11 protein-coding genes are annotated in these 16,023 nt (G+C 62.5%); 9 read left to right on the top strand and 2 right to left on the bottom strand.

Translation table 11 applies throughout. The annotated features are described in order from the left end of the window. Positions 1 to 20: 20 nt before the first annotated feature. From FBY02_RS21030 to FBY02_RS21005, 6 genes are all read left to right on the top strand, one after another. Positions 21 to 1,748, top strand: a complete 1,728-nt coding sequence (locus FBY02_RS21030) for an autotransporter assembly complex family protein (RefSeq protein WP_144930093.1) — start codon at positions 21 to 23, stop codon at positions 1,746 to 1,748. After that, on the top strand, positions 1,745 to 5,419 hold the full coding sequence (locus tag FBY02_RS21025; RefSeq protein ID WP_144930092.1) for a translocation/assembly module TamB domain-containing protein: 3,675 nt from the start codon (positions 1,745 to 1,747) through the stop codon (positions 5,417 to 5,419). Before FBY02_RS21030 ends, FBY02_RS21025 begins: the two co-directional genes overlap by 4 nt. Positions 5,420 to 5,640: 221 nt before the next feature. Next, complete coding sequence (locus FBY02_RS21020; protein ID WP_144930091.1) at positions 5,641 to 6,114, top strand: MarR family winged helix-turn-helix transcriptional regulator; 474 nt, start codon at positions 5,641 to 5,643, stop codon at positions 6,112 to 6,114. Next, on the top strand, positions 6,111 to 7,580 hold the full coding sequence (locus FBY02_RS21015) for an efflux transporter outer membrane subunit (RefSeq protein WP_144930090.1): 1,470 nt from the start codon (positions 6,111 to 6,113) through the stop codon (positions 7,578 to 7,580). Before FBY02_RS21020 ends, FBY02_RS21015 begins: the two co-directional genes overlap by 4 nt. Before the next feature lie 15 nt (positions 7,581 to 7,595). After that, positions 7,596 to 8,795, top strand: coding sequence for an efflux RND transporter periplasmic adaptor subunit (locus tag FBY02_RS21010; protein ID WP_144930089.1), 1,200 nt, complete (start codon positions 7,596 to 7,598; stop codon positions 8,793 to 8,795). Between the two features lie 207 nt (positions 8,796 to 9,002). Further along, the gene (locus FBY02_RS21005) at positions 9,003 to 10,532 is read left to right on the top strand and encodes a DHA2 family efflux MFS transporter permease subunit (protein ID WP_144930088.1); all 1,530 of its coding nucleotides are present in this window, start codon (positions 9,003 to 9,005) and stop codon (positions 10,530 to 10,532) included. A gap of 127 nt (positions 10,533 to 10,659) precedes the next feature. On the opposite strand, the gene FBY02_RS21000 is transcribed toward FBY02_RS21005, so the two are convergent. Both FBY02_RS21000 and FBY02_RS20995 read right to left on the bottom strand, forming a co-directional pair. Beyond that, positions 10,660 to 11,409, bottom strand: a complete 750-nt coding sequence (locus FBY02_RS21000; protein WP_144930087.1) for a UDP-2,3-diacylglucosamine diphosphatase — start codon at positions 11,407 to 11,409, stop codon at positions 10,660 to 10,662. Further along, entirely contained in the window at positions 11,406 to 11,909 is a 504-nt protein-coding gene (locus FBY02_RS20995) for a peptidylprolyl isomerase (RefSeq protein ID WP_144930086.1), read from the bottom strand. The genes FBY02_RS21000 and FBY02_RS20995 overlap by 4 nt, the downstream gene beginning before the upstream one ends. 248 nt (positions 11,910 to 12,157) lie before the next feature. Between FBY02_RS20995 and FBY02_RS20990 the strand changes: the two genes are divergently transcribed. The 3 genes from FBY02_RS20990 to FBY02_RS20980 all read left to right on the top strand — a co-directional run bounded on the left by FBY02_RS20990 (position 12,158) and on the right by FBY02_RS20980 (position 15,958). Then, positions 12,158 to 13,855 carry a glutamine--tRNA ligase/YqeY domain fusion protein gene (locus FBY02_RS20990; protein WP_144930085.1) on the top strand — a complete coding sequence of 566 codons (1,698 nt, stop codon included), beginning with the start codon at positions 12,158 to 12,160 and terminating at the stop codon, positions 13,853 to 13,855. A 21-nt stretch (positions 13,856 to 13,876) separates the two neighbouring features. Beyond that, positions 13,877 to 15,259 (top strand): cysteine--tRNA ligase, encoded by a 1,383-nt coding sequence (gene cysS / locus FBY02_RS20985; RefSeq protein WP_144930084.1) that lies wholly within the window; start codon positions 13,877 to 13,879, stop codon positions 15,257 to 15,259. A 243-nt stretch (positions 15,260 to 15,502) separates the two neighbouring features. Continuing rightward, positions 15,503 to 15,958 carry a DUF2214 family protein gene (locus FBY02_RS20980; protein WP_144930083.1) on the top strand — a complete coding sequence of 152 codons (456 nt, stop codon included), beginning with the start codon at positions 15,503 to 15,505 and terminating at the stop codon, positions 15,956 to 15,958. Positions 15,959 to 16,023 lie beyond the last annotated feature (65 nt).

Raw genomic sequence — 16,023 nt, 5'->3', positions numbered from 1 at the left:
CCCGTGTTAGCATCCGCGCCATGAAACTCCCAGGACGAATAACCCGTGGCGCGCTCCTGCTGTCCCTCAGCTGCGCGGCACTGGCACAAAGTGAATTGGATGTACGGGTCAAACCCTCCAATGACGCACTCAAGGCCAACGTCGAAGGCTACATCGGTGGCCTGGGCGATCGTGACGAGGAGGCCTTGCTGCGCTTCAGTCGTGGTGCCGAGGAGCAGGCGCGCAAAGCCGCCCAGGCACTGGGCTACTATCAGCCGCGGATCGACAGCGAGGTCAAGGGCGGCAAGCAGCCGCGCCTGATCCTGAGCATCGACCCTGGCGAGCCCGTGCATTTGCGCAACGTCACCGTGCGCGTCGATGGCCCGGCTGCCTCGCTCAAGGCCTTTCGGGTACCCGACAACACGGCCCTCAAGCCGGGCGCGGTGCTCAACCATGGTCGCTATGAAGACGTCAAGCGGACTATCCAGAACCAGGCTTCGCGCTATGGCTTTTTCAGCGGTCGATTCGTCAGCCAGAAACTGCAGGTGGACCCCCAGGCCGGCATCGCCGATATCGAGCTGATCTACGACAGTGGGCCACGCTACACCCTGGGGGCGGTGAGTTTCGAGGGCGATACGCCCTTCGACGAAGACCTGCTGCGACGCATGGTGCCCTTCAAGGCCGGTACGGCCTACGACTCAGAGCTGATCGCCGAACTGAACCAGGCCCTCCAATCGAGCGGGTACTTCGAAGGCGTGCGCGTGGAGGCGGCGCCCACCGCTGCGACCGACAACGTGATACCGGTCGCCGTCAAGCTCGACACCCGCAAGCCGCGCACCATGGGCCTGGGCCTGGGGTTCTCCACCGACGTCGGCCCGCGGGCCAAGGCCAATTGGACGCGCCATTGGGTCAACTCCCAAGGCCACAGCTACGGCTGGGAGACGGAAGTGTCGGCCCCCCGACAGAACGTCGGCCTGTGGTATGACGTGCCGCTGGACCCGCCGCTGACTGACAAGCTGCGCTACGCCGGCGGTTACCAGTATGAAGAGCTGGCCGACACCGACAGCCTCAGCAAGCTGTTGACCGTGGGGCCCGAGTGGCACAGCAAGTTGCCCAGTGGCTGGCAGCGGGTGATATCGCTCAAGTGGCAGCGCGAGGAGTATCGCCTGGGTGACGATTCGGGCCTGAGCACGCTGTTGATGCCGGGCGTCAGCTACTCGTACCTGCGCAGCGACAACCGCATCGATCCGCACAACGGCTATCGCTTGCAGTTCGACACCAAGGTCGCCAAGGAAGGGCTGGGCTCGGACAACAACGTGCTCTACGGCACGGCCATGGTCAAGGGCCTGACCACGGTGTTCAACAAGCATCGCCTGTTGGCCCGGGCCCAGGTGGGCGGCAGTGCCACCAATGGCTACAAATCCATTCCGCCGTCCCTGCGCTTTTTCGCCGGCGGCGACCAGAGCGTGCGCGGCTACGATTATCAGAGTCTGTCGCCGGAAAACAACGAAGGCGATCGCATCGGTGGCCGTTACATGATCGCCGGCAGCCTCGAATACCAGTATTCGATTGCGGAAAAATGGCGGGTCGCGACCTTCGTCGATCAGGGGAACGCCTTCAACAGCCTTGAATTGCCGAGCCTCAAGACCGGCGTGGGGGTTGGCGTGCGCTGGGTGTCGCCGGTCGGCCCGATCCGCCTCGACCTGGCCCATGCGCTGGACGAAGAGGGCGGCATCCGATTGCACTTTTCCATGGGGCCTGAGTTGTGAGGCGTGGTTTGAAGAGAATACTGCTGGCGCTCGCTGGAGGGCTGGCGTTGGTCGTGCTGACATTGGGCGTCATGTTGGGTACGCAGCCGGGTAGCCGCTGGACGCTTGGCCTGGCGCCGGGTTTGAGCGTGGAAAACTTCCAGGGGCGGTTGGGCGGACAGTGGAGCGCCGATCATCTCTTGTGGCAACAGGACAGCCGCCGCGTGGAGCTCGATGGGCTGATCTTCGCGTGGTCGCCGTTGTGCCTGGCGCGCATGACCCTGTGCATCGAGCAGCTCAAGGTCGATAAGGCCAGCGTGCAATTGCCTCCTTCTGTCGACGCGCCGAGCAGTGGTCCGATCGCGTTGCCGGACCTGGACTTGCCGGTTGCCATCGAACTGGGCGATGTGCAGATCGGCAACCTGCTGTTCAACGGCAGCGAGCAGCTCAAGGGGTTGCAACTGGTTGCCCATTGGGCCGCTGCGGGCCTGCAGATCGACTCGGTACAATTGCAGCGTGACGAGCTGAGCCTGAAGCTTTCCGGGTTATTGAAGCCCGCAGGCAACTGGCCGCTGAAGGCCCAGGGTCAGTTGACCTTGCCGGCCCCGGGCGACACGCCGTGGGCGCTGGACCTGACCGTCGACGGCAACCTGCTCGACACGCTCAACCTCAATGCCGACAGCAGCGGCTACCTGCAAGGCCGGCTGGTCGGCGAGCTGCAACCGTTGGCGGACAACCTGCCGGCCAAGGTGCGTATCACCGCCGACGGCTTCAAGGCCAGCGCCGATCTGCCGGACACGCTGTTGCTCAATCAACTGGAACTGACCGGTGAAGGCGACCTGAAAAACGGCTATCAACTGCTTGGCAAGGCCACGCTGCCCGCCGAGCAGGGACCGGTGGCGTTGTCGCTGCAAGGCAAGGTAGACGCCGGCGGCGCACAGATCGCTGGCGTGGACCTGAACGCCGGTGACCGGCAGAGCTTGAACGTGAGCGGGCAGGTGGACTGGCGCGAAGGCCTGAGCGCCGACGTGAAAATCGCCTGGTTGGATTTCCCCTGGCATCGTCTCTATCCGCTGATCGACGAGCCACAGGTGACGTTGCGCAGCTTCAACGGCGAAGTCTCCTATACCGACGGTCAGTACCTGGGTTATTTCCAGGCCGCATTAGACGGTCCCGCAGGCGCTTTCAGCCTGGGCAGCCCGCTCAGCGGCGACCTGACGCAGATCCATTTGCCGCAGCTCCAGTTCACGGCGGGGCAAGGCAAGGCCGAAGGGCACCTGGACCTGCAATTTGCCGAGGGCATTGCCTGGGATACGGCGCTGGACCTGTCGGCCATCAATCCGGCCTATTGGCTTGGCGAACTGCCCGGCACCCTGGCTGGACCGCTGCGCAGTAAAGGGTCGCTGAAAAACGACACCCTCGACCTCGACGCGGACCTGGACCTCAAGGGCAAGTTGCGCGGCCAGCCGGCGCTGTTCCAGGTCAAGGCCAGCGGCAGCGGTGAGCAATGGAATCTTGGTGCGCTGGACATCCGCCTGGGGGATAACCGCATCAACGGCAGCGGCAGCCTGCAACAGAAATTGACTGGCCAGATCGACATCAAGCTCGCGCGGCTGGCGCAGCTCTGGCCGCAACTGCGCGGCCAGCTCAACGGTCGTATCGATGTGGCTGGGACCCTCCAAGCCCCCCAAGGCAAGCTCGGCCTGCAAGGCACCCGGCTTGCCTTTCAGGACAATCGCCTGCAAAACCTGAACCTGGGCGCCACCCTCGACAGCGCGCAGCGGGGCAAGGTCGATCTGAAGGCCAGCGACATCCGCGCCGGCGACACCGCGTTGGGCGTGCTGACGGTCAGCGGCCAGGGGGATATCAAGCAGCAAAAACTCAACCTGGATCTGCAAGGGCCGCAACTGAAGACCGCCCTGGGCTTCGATGGCGCGCTGGATCAAGGTAACTGGCGTGGGCGCCTGAACAGTGGCGACCTGCAGGTCGGTGGCCAGGACTGGCGCCTGCAAGGTCCGGCGAAGCTGGAGCGCCTGGCCAACGGCACGCTCAATTTCGGCGCCCATTGCTGGCGTTCCGGCCAGGCCAGCCTGTGTGGCGAGGACCAGCGCCTGATGCCGGAACCGAAGCTGAGCTATCACCTCAAGCAGTTCCCCATTGAAAGCCTCGCCCAATGGATGCCCAAGGATTTTGCCTGGCAGGGCCGGCTCAATGCCGATCTGCAGTTGGATCTGCCGGCCAGCGGTCCGAACGGGCGGGTTCTGGTAGATGCCAGTGGCGGCACGCTACGTATTCGAGACAAGGAACAGTGGCTGGACTTTCCCTACCAGACCCTGAAGCTGGACAGCCGCCTGACTCCCAAGCGCATCGACACCAACCTGAATTTTGTCGGCGCCCGGCTCGGCGAACTGATGCTTCAGGCACAGATCAACCCGTTGCCCGCCAGCAAACCCCTCAGCGGTTCGTTCCGCCTGACCGGCCTGGACCTGTCCGTGGCCCGGCCGTTCGTGCCGATGGTGGAAACCCTCACCGGGCATCTGAACGGCAGTGGCACGTTGTCCGGTGGCTTGCTGGCGCCCCAGGTGAACGGCAATCTTGTGCTCAACGAGGGCGAGGTGTCCGGCCCGGAGTTGCCGGTCAGCCTCGAAGCCTTGCAGGTGCGGGCGATGATCGCGGGAGAAACGGTACGCCTCGACGGTAGTTGGAAAAGTGGCAAGGGCGGACTCGGCAGCCTGAGCGGCAACCTGGGATGGGGCGAGGCCTTGAGCATGAACCTGGCGCTCAAGGGCGCGCAATTGCCGGTCACCGTGGAGCCCTATGCGCTGCTGGAGGTGGCGCCGGACCTCAACATCACGCTGCATGGCGAGCGATTGTCGATTGCCGGCAAGGTGCTGGTGCCCAAGGGCGAGATCACCGTCCGCGAATTGCCGCCCTCCACCGTCAAGGTCTCGGACGACACGGTGATCGTCGGCCACCAGACCGAAGAGGGCAAGGCGCCGCTGGCCATGGCAATGGACGTCGATGTGATCGTGGGCCAGGAGAAGCTCGCGTTTTCCGGTTTCGGCCTGACGGCCAACGTCCAGGGCCAGGTACACATCGGCGACAACATGGATACCCGTGGCGAACTCTGGCTCAACGACGGTCGTTACCGGGCCTACGGGCAACGGCTGACGGTACGTCGGGCGCGGCTGCTGTTCGCCGGGCCCATCGACCAGCCCTACCTGGACGTCGAGGCGATTCGCCAGACCGATGACGTGATCGCCGGCATCCGCTTGAGCGGGAGCGCCGAACAGCCGGTCACGCAAATCTTCTCGGAACCAGCCATGAGCCAGGAGCAGGCGCTGTCCTATCTGGTGCTGGGGCGACCGCTCAGCACCACCGGCGAGGATAACAATATGCTCGCCCAGGCAGCGCTGGGCTTGGGGTTGATGGGCAGTTCAGGGGTGACCACCAGCCTTGCCAGCAACCTGGGGATCGATGATTTCCAGCTCGACACCCAAGGCAGTGGCAACACCACCAGCGTGGTCGCCAGCGGCAACCTGTCGGAAAAACTCAGCCTGCGCTATGGCGTAGGGGTGTTCGAGCCGGCCAACACCATCGCCCTGCGCTACAAACTCAGCAAAAAGGTCTACCTCGAAGCCGCCAGCGGCGTCGCCAGCTCGCTGGACATCTTCTACAAGCGCGATTTCTGACCCCCCTCCAAATCCCCGGTGGGAGCGGGCTTGCTCGCGAAAGCGGTGTGTCAGACGACTCAATGTTGCCTGAAACGCCGCCTTCGCGAGCAAGCCCGCTCCCACAGGCGGGATGCGCTTATCCGATTGTATGTAGCCTGCTAACGATTCGTTTGACATTTGCTGCCTAAGCAGTAATATCTCGACATACATTCACTGCCTAGGCAGCAAACGGTGTCCTGATGAAGCATTTCACCCCAGACGAATTCCATAACTGTCACCTCGGCATGCTGCTCGGACGGGCCGCGCTGCTCAAAGACCGGATCATCGACACGCACATGGAACCGGTCGGCATCACCGCTGCGCAGTTCAAGGTGCTGATCATCATGGCCCAGCACGGCATCGATACACCGGCCGAACTGTGTCGCTACCTGTCCCTGGACAGCGGCTCGATGACACGCATGCTCGACCGCCTGGAACAGAAGGGCTTCCTGGTTCGCCAGCGCTCGGCCGAGGACCGCAGGCAGGTGCAGTTGGTACTGACCGAGGCCGGCCAGGGGCTCGCCGATCGCCTGCCTTACATCGGCGCCGACGCCATGAATCAACTGGCTGGCGCCATCAGCCGCGAGGAGTTGCAAACCCTCGAACAGATCCTCAAGAAAATACTGCTCGCTGCCGGTGATCCCATCACCGTGTTGCGACTGGGGGACAAATGAAGCGTAAAACCTTGCGTACCCGGTTGAGCCTGGTGCTGCTGGCCATGAGCCTCGCGGGCTGTGCCAGCTACAGCGGCCTGAAAACCGAAGGCGTCAGCCTTGAGGCCCAGAACCTCAAGGCTGGACAATCCCTCAATGGCGTCAAGCTGTCGCCGGCGTCATGGCCGAAAAGCGACTGGTGGTCCAGCCTGGGCGATCCGCAACTCGACGGCCTGATCCGTGAAGCCCTGCGCGACAGCCCGGACATGCAGATCGCCAGTGCCCGGGTGCATCAGGCCAGTGCCGCCGCCTATGCCGCCAACGCCGCGCGCATGCCGACCCTGGATGCCAGCGGCAGCGTCAGCCGTTCGCGACTGGCCCGTGACCAGGACCCGGCGGGGCAGGGCGGGGCGTACAGCACCCTGCGTTCGCTGAGCGTGGATTTCAATTACAACTTCGACCTCTGGGGCGGCCAGCGGGCGGCCTGGGAGTCTGCACTGGGCCAGGCCCGTGCGGCGGAAATCGACCGCCAGGCCGCGCAATTGACCTTGGCTGCCGATGTGGCCCGGGCCTACAGCGACCTGGGGCAAGCGCACATCATTCATGACCTGGCGGTTGAAGACCTCAAGCGCACCCGGCAGATGCTCGACCTGAGCAAGCGTCGTCTGACTGCCGGGATTGACAGCGAATACCAGTTCCAACAGACCGAAAGCCTGGAAGCCAGCGCGAGCGCGACGCTGATCGACACGGAAAAACGCCTGCAAAGCGCCAAGATCGCCTTGGCGGTGCTGTTGGGCAAGGGCCCGGATCGCGGCAATGAAATCGCCCGGCCCAACGTACTGCAAGCCAGTGCCGTCGCGTTGCCGTCGAACCTGCCGGCCGAATTGCTGGGGCGCCGCCCGGACCTGGTGGCGGCACGCTGGCGAGTCGAGGCGGCGAGCAAGAGCATCGAAGCCGGCAAGACCAACTTCTACCCCAACCTCAACCTGAGCGCGGCGGCGGGCGTGCAGTCCTTGTTGGGTGACGCGATGTTCGGGTCGGCCAGCCGCTTCTTCAACGTGGCGCCGACGGTGTCATTGCCGATTTTCGACGGCGGACGCCTGCGGGCGGACCTGGATGCCCGGGATGCCGACTATGACCTGGCGGTGGCGCAATACAACAAGAGCCTGGTCACGGCCCTTGGGGATGTCAGCGACACCATCAACCAATTGCGCGATATCTCCCGGCAGATCGGTGCCCAGCAGCACGCCACCGATATTGCCCAGAGTTCCTACGACACCGTGGTCCAGCGCTACGGCTCGGGCATCGGCAATTACCTGGACGTGCTGAGCATCGAGCAGCAACTGCTCCAGGCCCAGCGCCAACTGGCGACCCTGAACGCCGAGCAGATCGATTTGTCGATCCAATTGATGCAGGCCCTGGGCGGCGGTTTCGAGACCGACACCCTGGCTTCGGCCGCGGCGGTTTCCGCCGCGCCGCATAACTGATTCGAGGTATTTGTCATGGCCACCGCAGAAAATACTCAAGCGCCCGAAAACCAACAGGACAACAACCCACGCAAGCGCAAGGTGATGCTGCTGGCGCTGGCGGTGATCGTCATTCTCGCCGGCCTGGGTGTCTGGGCCTGGCATGAACTGTACGGCCGCTGGAGCGAGAGCACCGACGATGCCTATGTGAACGGCAACGTAGTGGAAATCACGCCGCAGGTCACCGGCACCGTGGTGAGCATCGGCGCCGACGATGGCGACCTGGTGCGCGAAGGTCAGGTGCTGGTGCAGTTCGACCCGAACGACGCCGAGGTCGGCCTGCAAAGTGCCCAGGCCAACCTGGCCCGCACGGTCCGCCAGGTGCGTGGTTTGTACAGCAACGTCGATGGCATGCGTGCGCAAGTCAATGCGCAGGAGGCCGAAGTGCAGAAGGCCCAGGAGAATTACAACCGGCGCAAGAACCTGGCAGCCGGCGGGGCGATTTCCAAGGAAGAACTGTCCCACGCCCGGGATGACCTGACCTCGGCGCAGAACGCCCTCGCCAATGCCCGGCAACAACTCAAGACCTCCAGCGCGCTGGTGGACGACACCGTGGTTTCGTCCCATCCCGACGTGCAATCGGCCGCCGCGCAATTGCGCCAGGCCTACCTGAACAATGCCCGCAGCACCCTGATCGCGCCGGTCACCGGTTACGTCGCCAAGCGCACCGTGCAGTTGGGACAACGGGTGCAACCGGGCACGGCGCTGATGGCGGTGATTCCACTGGATCAGTTGTGGATCGACGCCAACTTCAAGGAAACCCAGCTGCGTGAGATGCGCATCGGCCAGCCGGTGGAGATCGAAACCGACCTCTACGGCAGCGATGTGAAGTACAGCGGCACCGTCGACAGCCTCGGCGCGGGGACGGGTAGCGCGTTTGCCTTGCTGCCGGCACAGAACGCCACCGGTAACTGGATCAAGATCGTCCAGCGGGTGCCGGTGCGCATTCATGTCAATGCCCAGGAACTGGCCAAGCATCCGTTGCGGGTCGGGCTGTCCACCGAGGTCAGCGTCAACCTGCGGGATCAGAGCGGTCCGGTCCTGGCCCAGCAACCTCCGCAGAAAGCCTCGTTCAGCACCCAGGTCTACGACCGCCAATTGGCCGATGCCGACGCGATGATCACACGCCTGATCCACGAAAACAGCGCTGCCGCGAGCAAGACTGCACAGCGCTAGTCATTAATGGCTTGAGCCTGTGGGAGCTGTGGTGGACACCGGATCCGTGAACACCAAAGTCCAGTGTGGGAGCGGGCTTGCTCGCGAAGACGGCGGCACATTCAATATCAACGTGACAGTTACACCGCTTTCGCGAGCAAGCCCGCTCCCACAGGTCAATATGTTGGCCTGGACGATCTCATCACCTTCGCTTCCTAGGATTTCGCAATGAGCAATAACGCATCCTTCTCGCCGCCCAGCCTGTTGCTCAGTACCATCGGGCTGTCGCTGGCGACGTTCATGCAAGTGCTCGACACCACCATTGCCAACGTCGCCTTGCCGACCATTTCCGGCAACCTGGGCGTCAGTTCGGAGCAGGGCACCTGGGTGATCACGTCGTTCGCGGTGAGTAACGCCATCGCGCTCCCGCTGACCGGCTGGTTGAGCCGCCGGTTTGGCGAGGTGAAGTTGTTTCTGTGGGCAACCATGTTGTTCGTGCTGGCGTCGTTCCTGTGCGGCATTTCCACGTCGATGCCGGAGTTGATCGGTTTCCGCGTGCTCCAGGGCCTGGTGGCCGGGCCTCTGTATCCGATGACCCAGACCTTGCTGATTGCCGTGTATCCGCCCGCCAGGCGGGGGATGGCCCTGGCGTTGCTGGCGATGGTCACGGTGGTGGCGCCGATTGCCGGGCCGATCCTGGGGGGCTGGATCACCGACAGCTACAGCTGGCCGTGGATCTTCTTCATCAACGTGCCCATCGGCGTCTTCGCGGTGATGGTGGTGCGCCAACAGCTCAAGGCGCGGCCGGTGGTGACCAGCTATCAGCCGATGGACTACGTCGGATTGATCACGCTGATCATCGGCGTCGGCGCGCTCCAGGTGATTCTCGACAAGGGCAACGACCTGGATTGGTTCGAGTCGAATTTCATCATTATTGGTGCGTTGATTTCGCTGATTGCCCTGGCGGTGTTCGTGATCTGGGAAATGACCGACCGTCATCCGGTGGTCAATCTGCGCTTGTTCGCTTATCGCAACTTCCGCATCGGTACTATCGTGCTGGTGGGCGGCTATGCTGGTTTTTTCGGCATCAACCTGATCCTGCCGCAATGGTTGCAGACCCAGATGGGCTACACCGCCACCTGGGCCGGGCTGGCCGTAGCACCGATCGGCATCTTGCCGGTGTTGATGTCGCCCTTCGTCGGCAAGTACGCGCATAAATTCGACCTGCGGCTGCTGGCCGGCTTGGCGTTCCTGGCCATCGGCCTGAGCTGTTTCATGCGCGCCGGGTTCACCAACGAAGTGGACTTCCAGCACATTGCCCTGGTACAGCTGTTCATGGGCATCGGGGTGGCGCTGTTCTTCATGCCGACCCTGAGCATCCTGATGTCCGACCTGCCACCGCAGCAGATTGCCGATGGCGCGGGATTGGCGACATTCCTGCGGACCCTGGGGGGCAGCTTTGCCGCGTCCCTGACCACCTGGATCTGGATTCGCCGGGCGGACCAGCATCATGCCTACCTGAGCGAGAGCATCAGCACCTTCGACCCGGCCACCCGCGAGGTGCTCAACCAGCTCGGCGGCGCGACCCCGCCGGCTTATGCCCAACTCGACCACATCCTCACCAACCAGGCCTACATGCTCTCCACCGTGGACTACTTCACGTTGCTGGGCTGGGCGTTCATGGGCCTGATCGTGCTGGTGTGGCTGGCGAAGCCGCCGTTTGCGGCGAAGGCAGGACCAGCGGCCAGCGGGCACTGACCGAGCATTGAAAATGAGATCCCTGTGGGAGCGGGCTTGCTCGCGAAGGCGTCGTGACAGTCACTTTTGTGGCGACTGATACACCGCCTTCGCGAGCAAGCCCGCTCCCACAGGGGCGGCGTATGCTTTAAGTACTAGGCAATGCCAGTTGCGAATTGCCAAACCCAAACGGCGCCAGCGCAAACCCCTGTTCATCCACCTGCAACGCCCAACCCTGCTTGTCCCAATCCCCCAGCACGATGCGCCGGGCTGCGTGTTCGCCGAGTTGCAGTTTATGGATGGCGGGGCGGTGGGTGTGGCCGTGGATCAAGGTCTTCACGCCATAGTGCTGCATGATCCGCGGAATTTCTTCGGGGGTGACGTCGACGATGTCGTTGGCTTTCATCCGCACCTGGGTCGTGCTTTCACTGCGCAGCTTGCGCGCCAGCTTCTGGCGACTGCCCAGCGGCAGGTGTCGCAGGATGAACAGCGTGACCGGGTTGCGCAGCCAACGCCGCAGCTTCATGTAGCCTTCGTCACGGGTGCAGAGGCTGTCGCCATGCATCAGCAACACCGGTTCGCCATTGAACTGCACGACACTCGGGTCCTTGATCAGGGTGCAGCCGGCCGCTTTGCAGAAGGCTTGCCCCAGCATGAAGTCGCGATTGCCATGCATCAGGAAAATGGCCGTGCCGCTGTCGCTGAGTTCGCGCAGGGCCTGGCAGATGGAGCGCTGGAACGGCGTCATGGCATCGTCGCCGATCCACGCTTCGAAAAAGTCGCCGAGAATGTACAAAGCCTGCGCCGAGCGGGCGCGGGCGGCGAGTAGATCCAGAAACGCCCGGGTGATGTCCGGGCGCTCCTCTTCCAGATGCAGATCTGAAATCAGTAGGATCACTCAATGATCTCGGCTTTCTCGATGATCACGTCGTCCTTCGGAACGTCCTGGTGGCCCGCCTTGGAGGTGGTGGCAACGCCTTCGATCTTGTCGACCACGTCCTGGCCTTCGATCACTTCACCGAACACTGCATAACCCCAGCCCTGGGCGGTCTTGGCGGTGTGGTTGAGGAAGCTGTTGTCGCTGGCATTGATGAAGAACTGGGCCGATGCCGAATGCGGATCCATGGTGCGTGCCATGGCGATGGAGTATTTCTTGTTCGGCAGGCCGTTGTCGGCTTCGTTCTGAATGCTCGGGCGCTTGTCTTTCTTTTCCTGCATGCCAGGCTCGAAACCACCGCCCTGGATCATGAAGCCCTTGATCACCCGGTGGAACACGACGTTCTCGTAGTGACCTTTCTTGACGTACTCAAGGAAGTTCTCAACGGTCTTCGGTGCTTTCTCGGCGTTCAGTGCCAGGACGATGTCGCCGTGGTTGGTGGTCAGTTTGACTTTGCTCATGATGACTACTCTTTTATGAATTCGTGGGTTTCGGGGCTCGAAAGCCCGCAACCGGTCCGGCTGCAATCGGCCAGGCTGGGCAGTTTAGCGTGCCAGGCACGAAATTCGAGGCGGTTTTTCATCCGGCGGCCGATTAAATTCAATCGTTTGCCGGCCTGGCCTGTCAGCGGCTTGACAGCATCGGCTATGATACGGGCTTTGATTTATCAGGCCGCACCCGGCCGCGCACTTGTAAGTTCAAGGATCCTATGAGCAAGCCCACTGTCGACCCTACCTCGAATTCCAAGACCGGCCCGGCCGTACCGGTCAATTTCCTGCGCCCGATCATCCAGGCGGACCTGGATTCGGGTAAGCACACACAGATCGTCACCCGTTTCCCGCCGGAGCCCAACGGCTACCTGCATATCGGCCACGCCAAGTCGATCTGCGTGAACTTCGGTCTGGCCGAGGAGTTCGGTGGCGTCACGCACCTGCGTTTCGATGACACCAACCCGGCCAAGGAAGACCAGGAATACATCGACGCGATCGAAAGCGACGTCAAGTGGCTGGGTTTCCAATGGTCCGGTGAAGTGCGCTATGCCTCGCAGTATTTCGACCAATTGCACGACTGGGCGGTCGAGCTGATCAAGGCCGGCAAGGCCTATGTCTGCGACCTGACGCCCGAGCAGGCCCGGGAATACCGTGGCAGCCTGACCGAGCCGGGCCGCAACAGCCCGTTCCGTGAGCGCAGCGTGGAGGAGAACCTGGACCTGTTCGCCCGCATGCGCGCCGGCGAGTTCCCGGACGGCGCACGGGTGCTGCGGGCCAAGATCGACATGGCCTCGCCGAACATGAATCTGCGTGACCCGATCATGTACCGCATCCGTCACGCCCATCACCACCAGACCGGTGACAAGTGGTGCATCTACCCGAACTATGACTTCACCCATGGTCAGTCGGACGCCATCGAAGGCATCACCCACTCGATCTGCACCCTGGAGTTCGAAAGCCATCGTCCGTTGTACGAGTGGTTCCTCGAGCACCTGCCGGTGCCGGCCACCCCGCGCCAGTACGAATTCAGCCGCCTGAACCTGAACTACACCATCACCAGCAAGCGCAAGCTCAAGCAACTGGTGGATGAAAAGCATGTCAACGGCTGGGACGATCCGCGCATGTCGACGCTGTCGGGCTTCCGCCGTCGTGGCTACACGCCGAAATCGATCCGTAATTTCTGCGAGATGGTCGGCACCAACCGTTCCGACGGCGTGGTGGACTTCGGCATGCTGGAGTTCAGCATCCGCGAAGACCTGGATCAGAATGCCCCGCGTGCCATGTGCGTGCTGCGTCCGCTGAAAGTCGTCATCACCAATTACCCGGAAGGCCAGGTCGAGAACCTCGAGCTGCCTTGCCACCCGAAAGAAGACATGGGCGTGCGCGTCCTGCCGTTCGCCCGGGAAATCTACATCGACCGTGAAGACTTCATGGAAGAGCCGCCAAAAGGCTACAAGCGCCTGGAGCCGGCCGGTGAAGTTCGCTTGCGCGGCAGCTACGTGATCCGTGCCGACGAAGCCATCAAGGACGCTGACGGCAATATCGTCGAGCTGCGTTGCTCGTACGATCCCGACACCCTGGGCAAGAACCCGGAGGGTCGCAAGGTCAAGGGTGTGATCCACTGGGTGCCGGCCGCGGCCAGCGTCGAGTGCGAAGTGCGCCTGTACGATCGCCTGTTCCGTTCGCCGAACCCGGAAAAGGCCGAGGACAGCGCCAGCTTCCTGGACAACATCAACCCTGACTCCCTGCAAGTACTCACCGGTTGTCGTGCCGAACCCTCGCTGGGCAACGCACAGCCGGAAGACCGTTTCCAGTTCGAGCGCGAAGGTTACTTCTGCGCGGATATCAAGGACTCGAAACCAGGTAGCCCGGTATTCAACCGTACCGTGACCTTGCGCGATTCCTGGGGTCAGTGATCAAGTCTTAAGGGAAACCCTGTGCTTACGATCTACAACACGCTCACCAAGAGCAAAGAAGTTTTCAAGCCGCTGGATGGCAACAAGGTGCGCATGTACGTGTGCGGCATGACCGTGTATGACTATTGCCACCTGGGCCACGGCCGCAGCATGGTCGCCTTCGACCTCGTGACCCGCTGGCTGCGTTTCAGCGGTTATGACCTGACGTATGTGCGCAACATCACCGACATCGACGACAAGATCATCAACCGCGCCAACGAGAACGGCGAGTCGTTCGAGGCGTTGACCGAGCGCATGATCGCGGCGATGCACGAAGACGAGGCGCGCCTCAATATCCTCAAGCCGGATATGGAACCGCGGGCCACCGATCATATCCCCGGCATGCACGCGATGATCCAGACCCTGATCGACAAGGGCTATGCCTACGCACCGGGCAATGGCGACGTGTACTACCGCGTCGGCAAGTTCATGGGTTACGGCAAGCTGTCGCGCAAGAAGATCGAAGACCTGCGCATCGGCGCACGGATCGAAGTCGGTGAGTCGAAACAGGACCCGCTGGATTTCGTGCTGTGGAAAGCCGCCAAGCCGGGTGAGCCGAGCTGGGATTCGCCGTGGGGCAAGGGCCGTCCGGGCTGGCACATCGAGTGCTCGGTGATGTCCACCTGCTGCCTGGGCGAGACCTTCGACATCCATGGTGGCGGCAGCGACCTGGAGTTCCCGCACCACGAAAACGAGATTGCCCAAAGCGAAGCGGCCACCGGCAAGACTTACGCCAACGCGTGGATGCATTGCGGCATGATCCGGATCAACGGCGAGAAGATGTCCAAGTCCTTGAACAACTTCTTCACCATCCGCGACGTGCTCGACAAGTACCACCCCGAGGTCGTGCGTTATTTGCTGGTGTCGAGTCACTACCGCAGCGCCATCAACTACTCCGAAGACAACCTCAAGGACGCCAAGGGCGCCCTGGAGCGTTTCTACCACGCATTGAAAGGCCTGCCGACCGTACCGGCCGCCGGTGGTGAGGCGTTCGTGGCGCGGTTTACCGAGGTGATGAACGACGACTTCGGTACGCCGGAAGCATGCGCGGTGCTGTTCGAGATGGTGCGCGAGATCAACCGCCTGCGTGAGAGCGATCTCAATGCGGCGGCCGGCCTGGCAGCGCGTTTGAAGGAACTGGCCAGCGTCCTGGGCGTGTTGCAGCTCGAGGCGGACGACTTCCTCCAGGCCGGTGCCGAAGGCCGTGTGGACGCTGCCGAGGTCGAGGCATTGATCCAGGCGCGCCTGAACGCGCGCGCCAATAAGGACTGGGCCGAATCCGACCGCATCCGCGACCAGCTCACCGCCATGGGCGTGGTGCTGGAAGACGGGAAGGGCGGCACGACCTGGCGCTTGGCTGATTAAGGCCGACGGCATTTTGCAACATCCTGTGGGAAGGGGATGTACTTCGGTGCAGGAGTCACCCCGGAACAATGTGGGAGCGGGTTTGCTCGCGAAGGCGGTGTATCAGTCAAAGTGATGTTGACTGTCGTGACGCTTTCGCGAGCAAGCCCGCTCCCACAATTTTTCGTGTCCAGCCCACCGATCTTTCTTTTATGAGCTAGTACTGTCAGGTCGATTCGACGTTCTCTCTGACGGGTACCTTCCATGTTGGCTCATTGGTCTCTCGCGGCAATTCATCTTTTGGCGTTCGCCCTCGGCTTGTGGGCAGTGCTCACGCGCGGCACGGCGTTGCGACGCCTGGCCGGTGGTGCGGATGCGGTTCGAAACGTATTGATGGCGGATAACGTGTGGGGCCTGTCGGCCCTGGTCCTGCTGGTGACCGGAGGGATGCGCGCTTTCGGCGGCTATGAAAAGGGCACGGACTATTACCTGCATCAGCCCCTGTTCCACCTGAAGATGACTTTGCTCCTGCTGATCCTGCTGCTTGAGCTCATGCCGATGATCGCCTTGATCAAATGGCGGGTGGCGCTGGGCAAAGAGACGACAATCGATGCTTCAAGGGCCGGCCGCCTGGCCCGGATCAGCCACATCGAAGCCTTGCTGCTGATGTTGATGGTGATCGCCGCCACTGGCATGGCCCGAGGCGTGAGCTTCCGCTGACCAGCACGAACGCTCGCTTCACCGCCATTAAAACGAAACGTCCGACAGCCATGCTACGAGTCATG

It is taken from the genome of Pseudomonas sp. SJZ078 (assembly GCF_007828255.1).
Classification (GTDB): Bacteria; Pseudomonadota; Gammaproteobacteria; order Pseudomonadales; family Pseudomonadaceae; genus Aquipseudomonas.
This window is presented reverse-complemented; position numbering and strand designations above follow the sequence as displayed.

What these genes read in the sequence shown, in the direction of transcription:
- FBY02_RS21020 (WP_144930091.1), top strand. Translation starts at nt 5,641, where the DNA reads ATGAAGCATTTCACCCCAGACGAATTCCATAACTGTCACCTCGGCATG.
- FBY02_RS20995 (WP_144930086.1), bottom strand. Translation starts at nt 11,909, where the DNA reads ATGAGCAAAGTCAAACTGACCACCAACCACGGCGACATCGTCCTGGCA.
- FBY02_RS20990 (WP_144930085.1), top strand. Translation starts at nt 12,158, where the DNA reads ATGAGCAAGCCCACTGTCGACCCTACCTCGAATTCCAAGACCGGCCCG.
- FBY02_RS21005 (WP_144930088.1), top strand. Translation starts at nt 9,003, where the DNA reads ATGAGCAATAACGCATCCTTCTCGCCGCCCAGCCTGTTGCTCAGTACC.
- FBY02_RS20980 (WP_144930083.1), top strand. Translation starts at nt 15,503, where the DNA reads ATGTTGGCTCATTGGTCTCTCGCGGCAATTCATCTTTTGGCGTTCGCC.
- FBY02_RS21030 (WP_144930093.1), top strand. Translation starts at nt 21, where the DNA reads ATGAAACTCCCAGGACGAATAACCCGTGGCGCGCTCCTGCTGTCCCTC.
- FBY02_RS21015 (WP_144930090.1), top strand. Translation starts at nt 6,111, where the DNA reads ATGAAGCGTAAAACCTTGCGTACCCGGTTGAGCCTGGTGCTGCTGGCC.
- FBY02_RS21010 (WP_144930089.1), top strand. Translation starts at nt 7,596, where the DNA reads ATGGCCACCGCAGAAAATACTCAAGCGCCCGAAAACCAACAGGACAAC.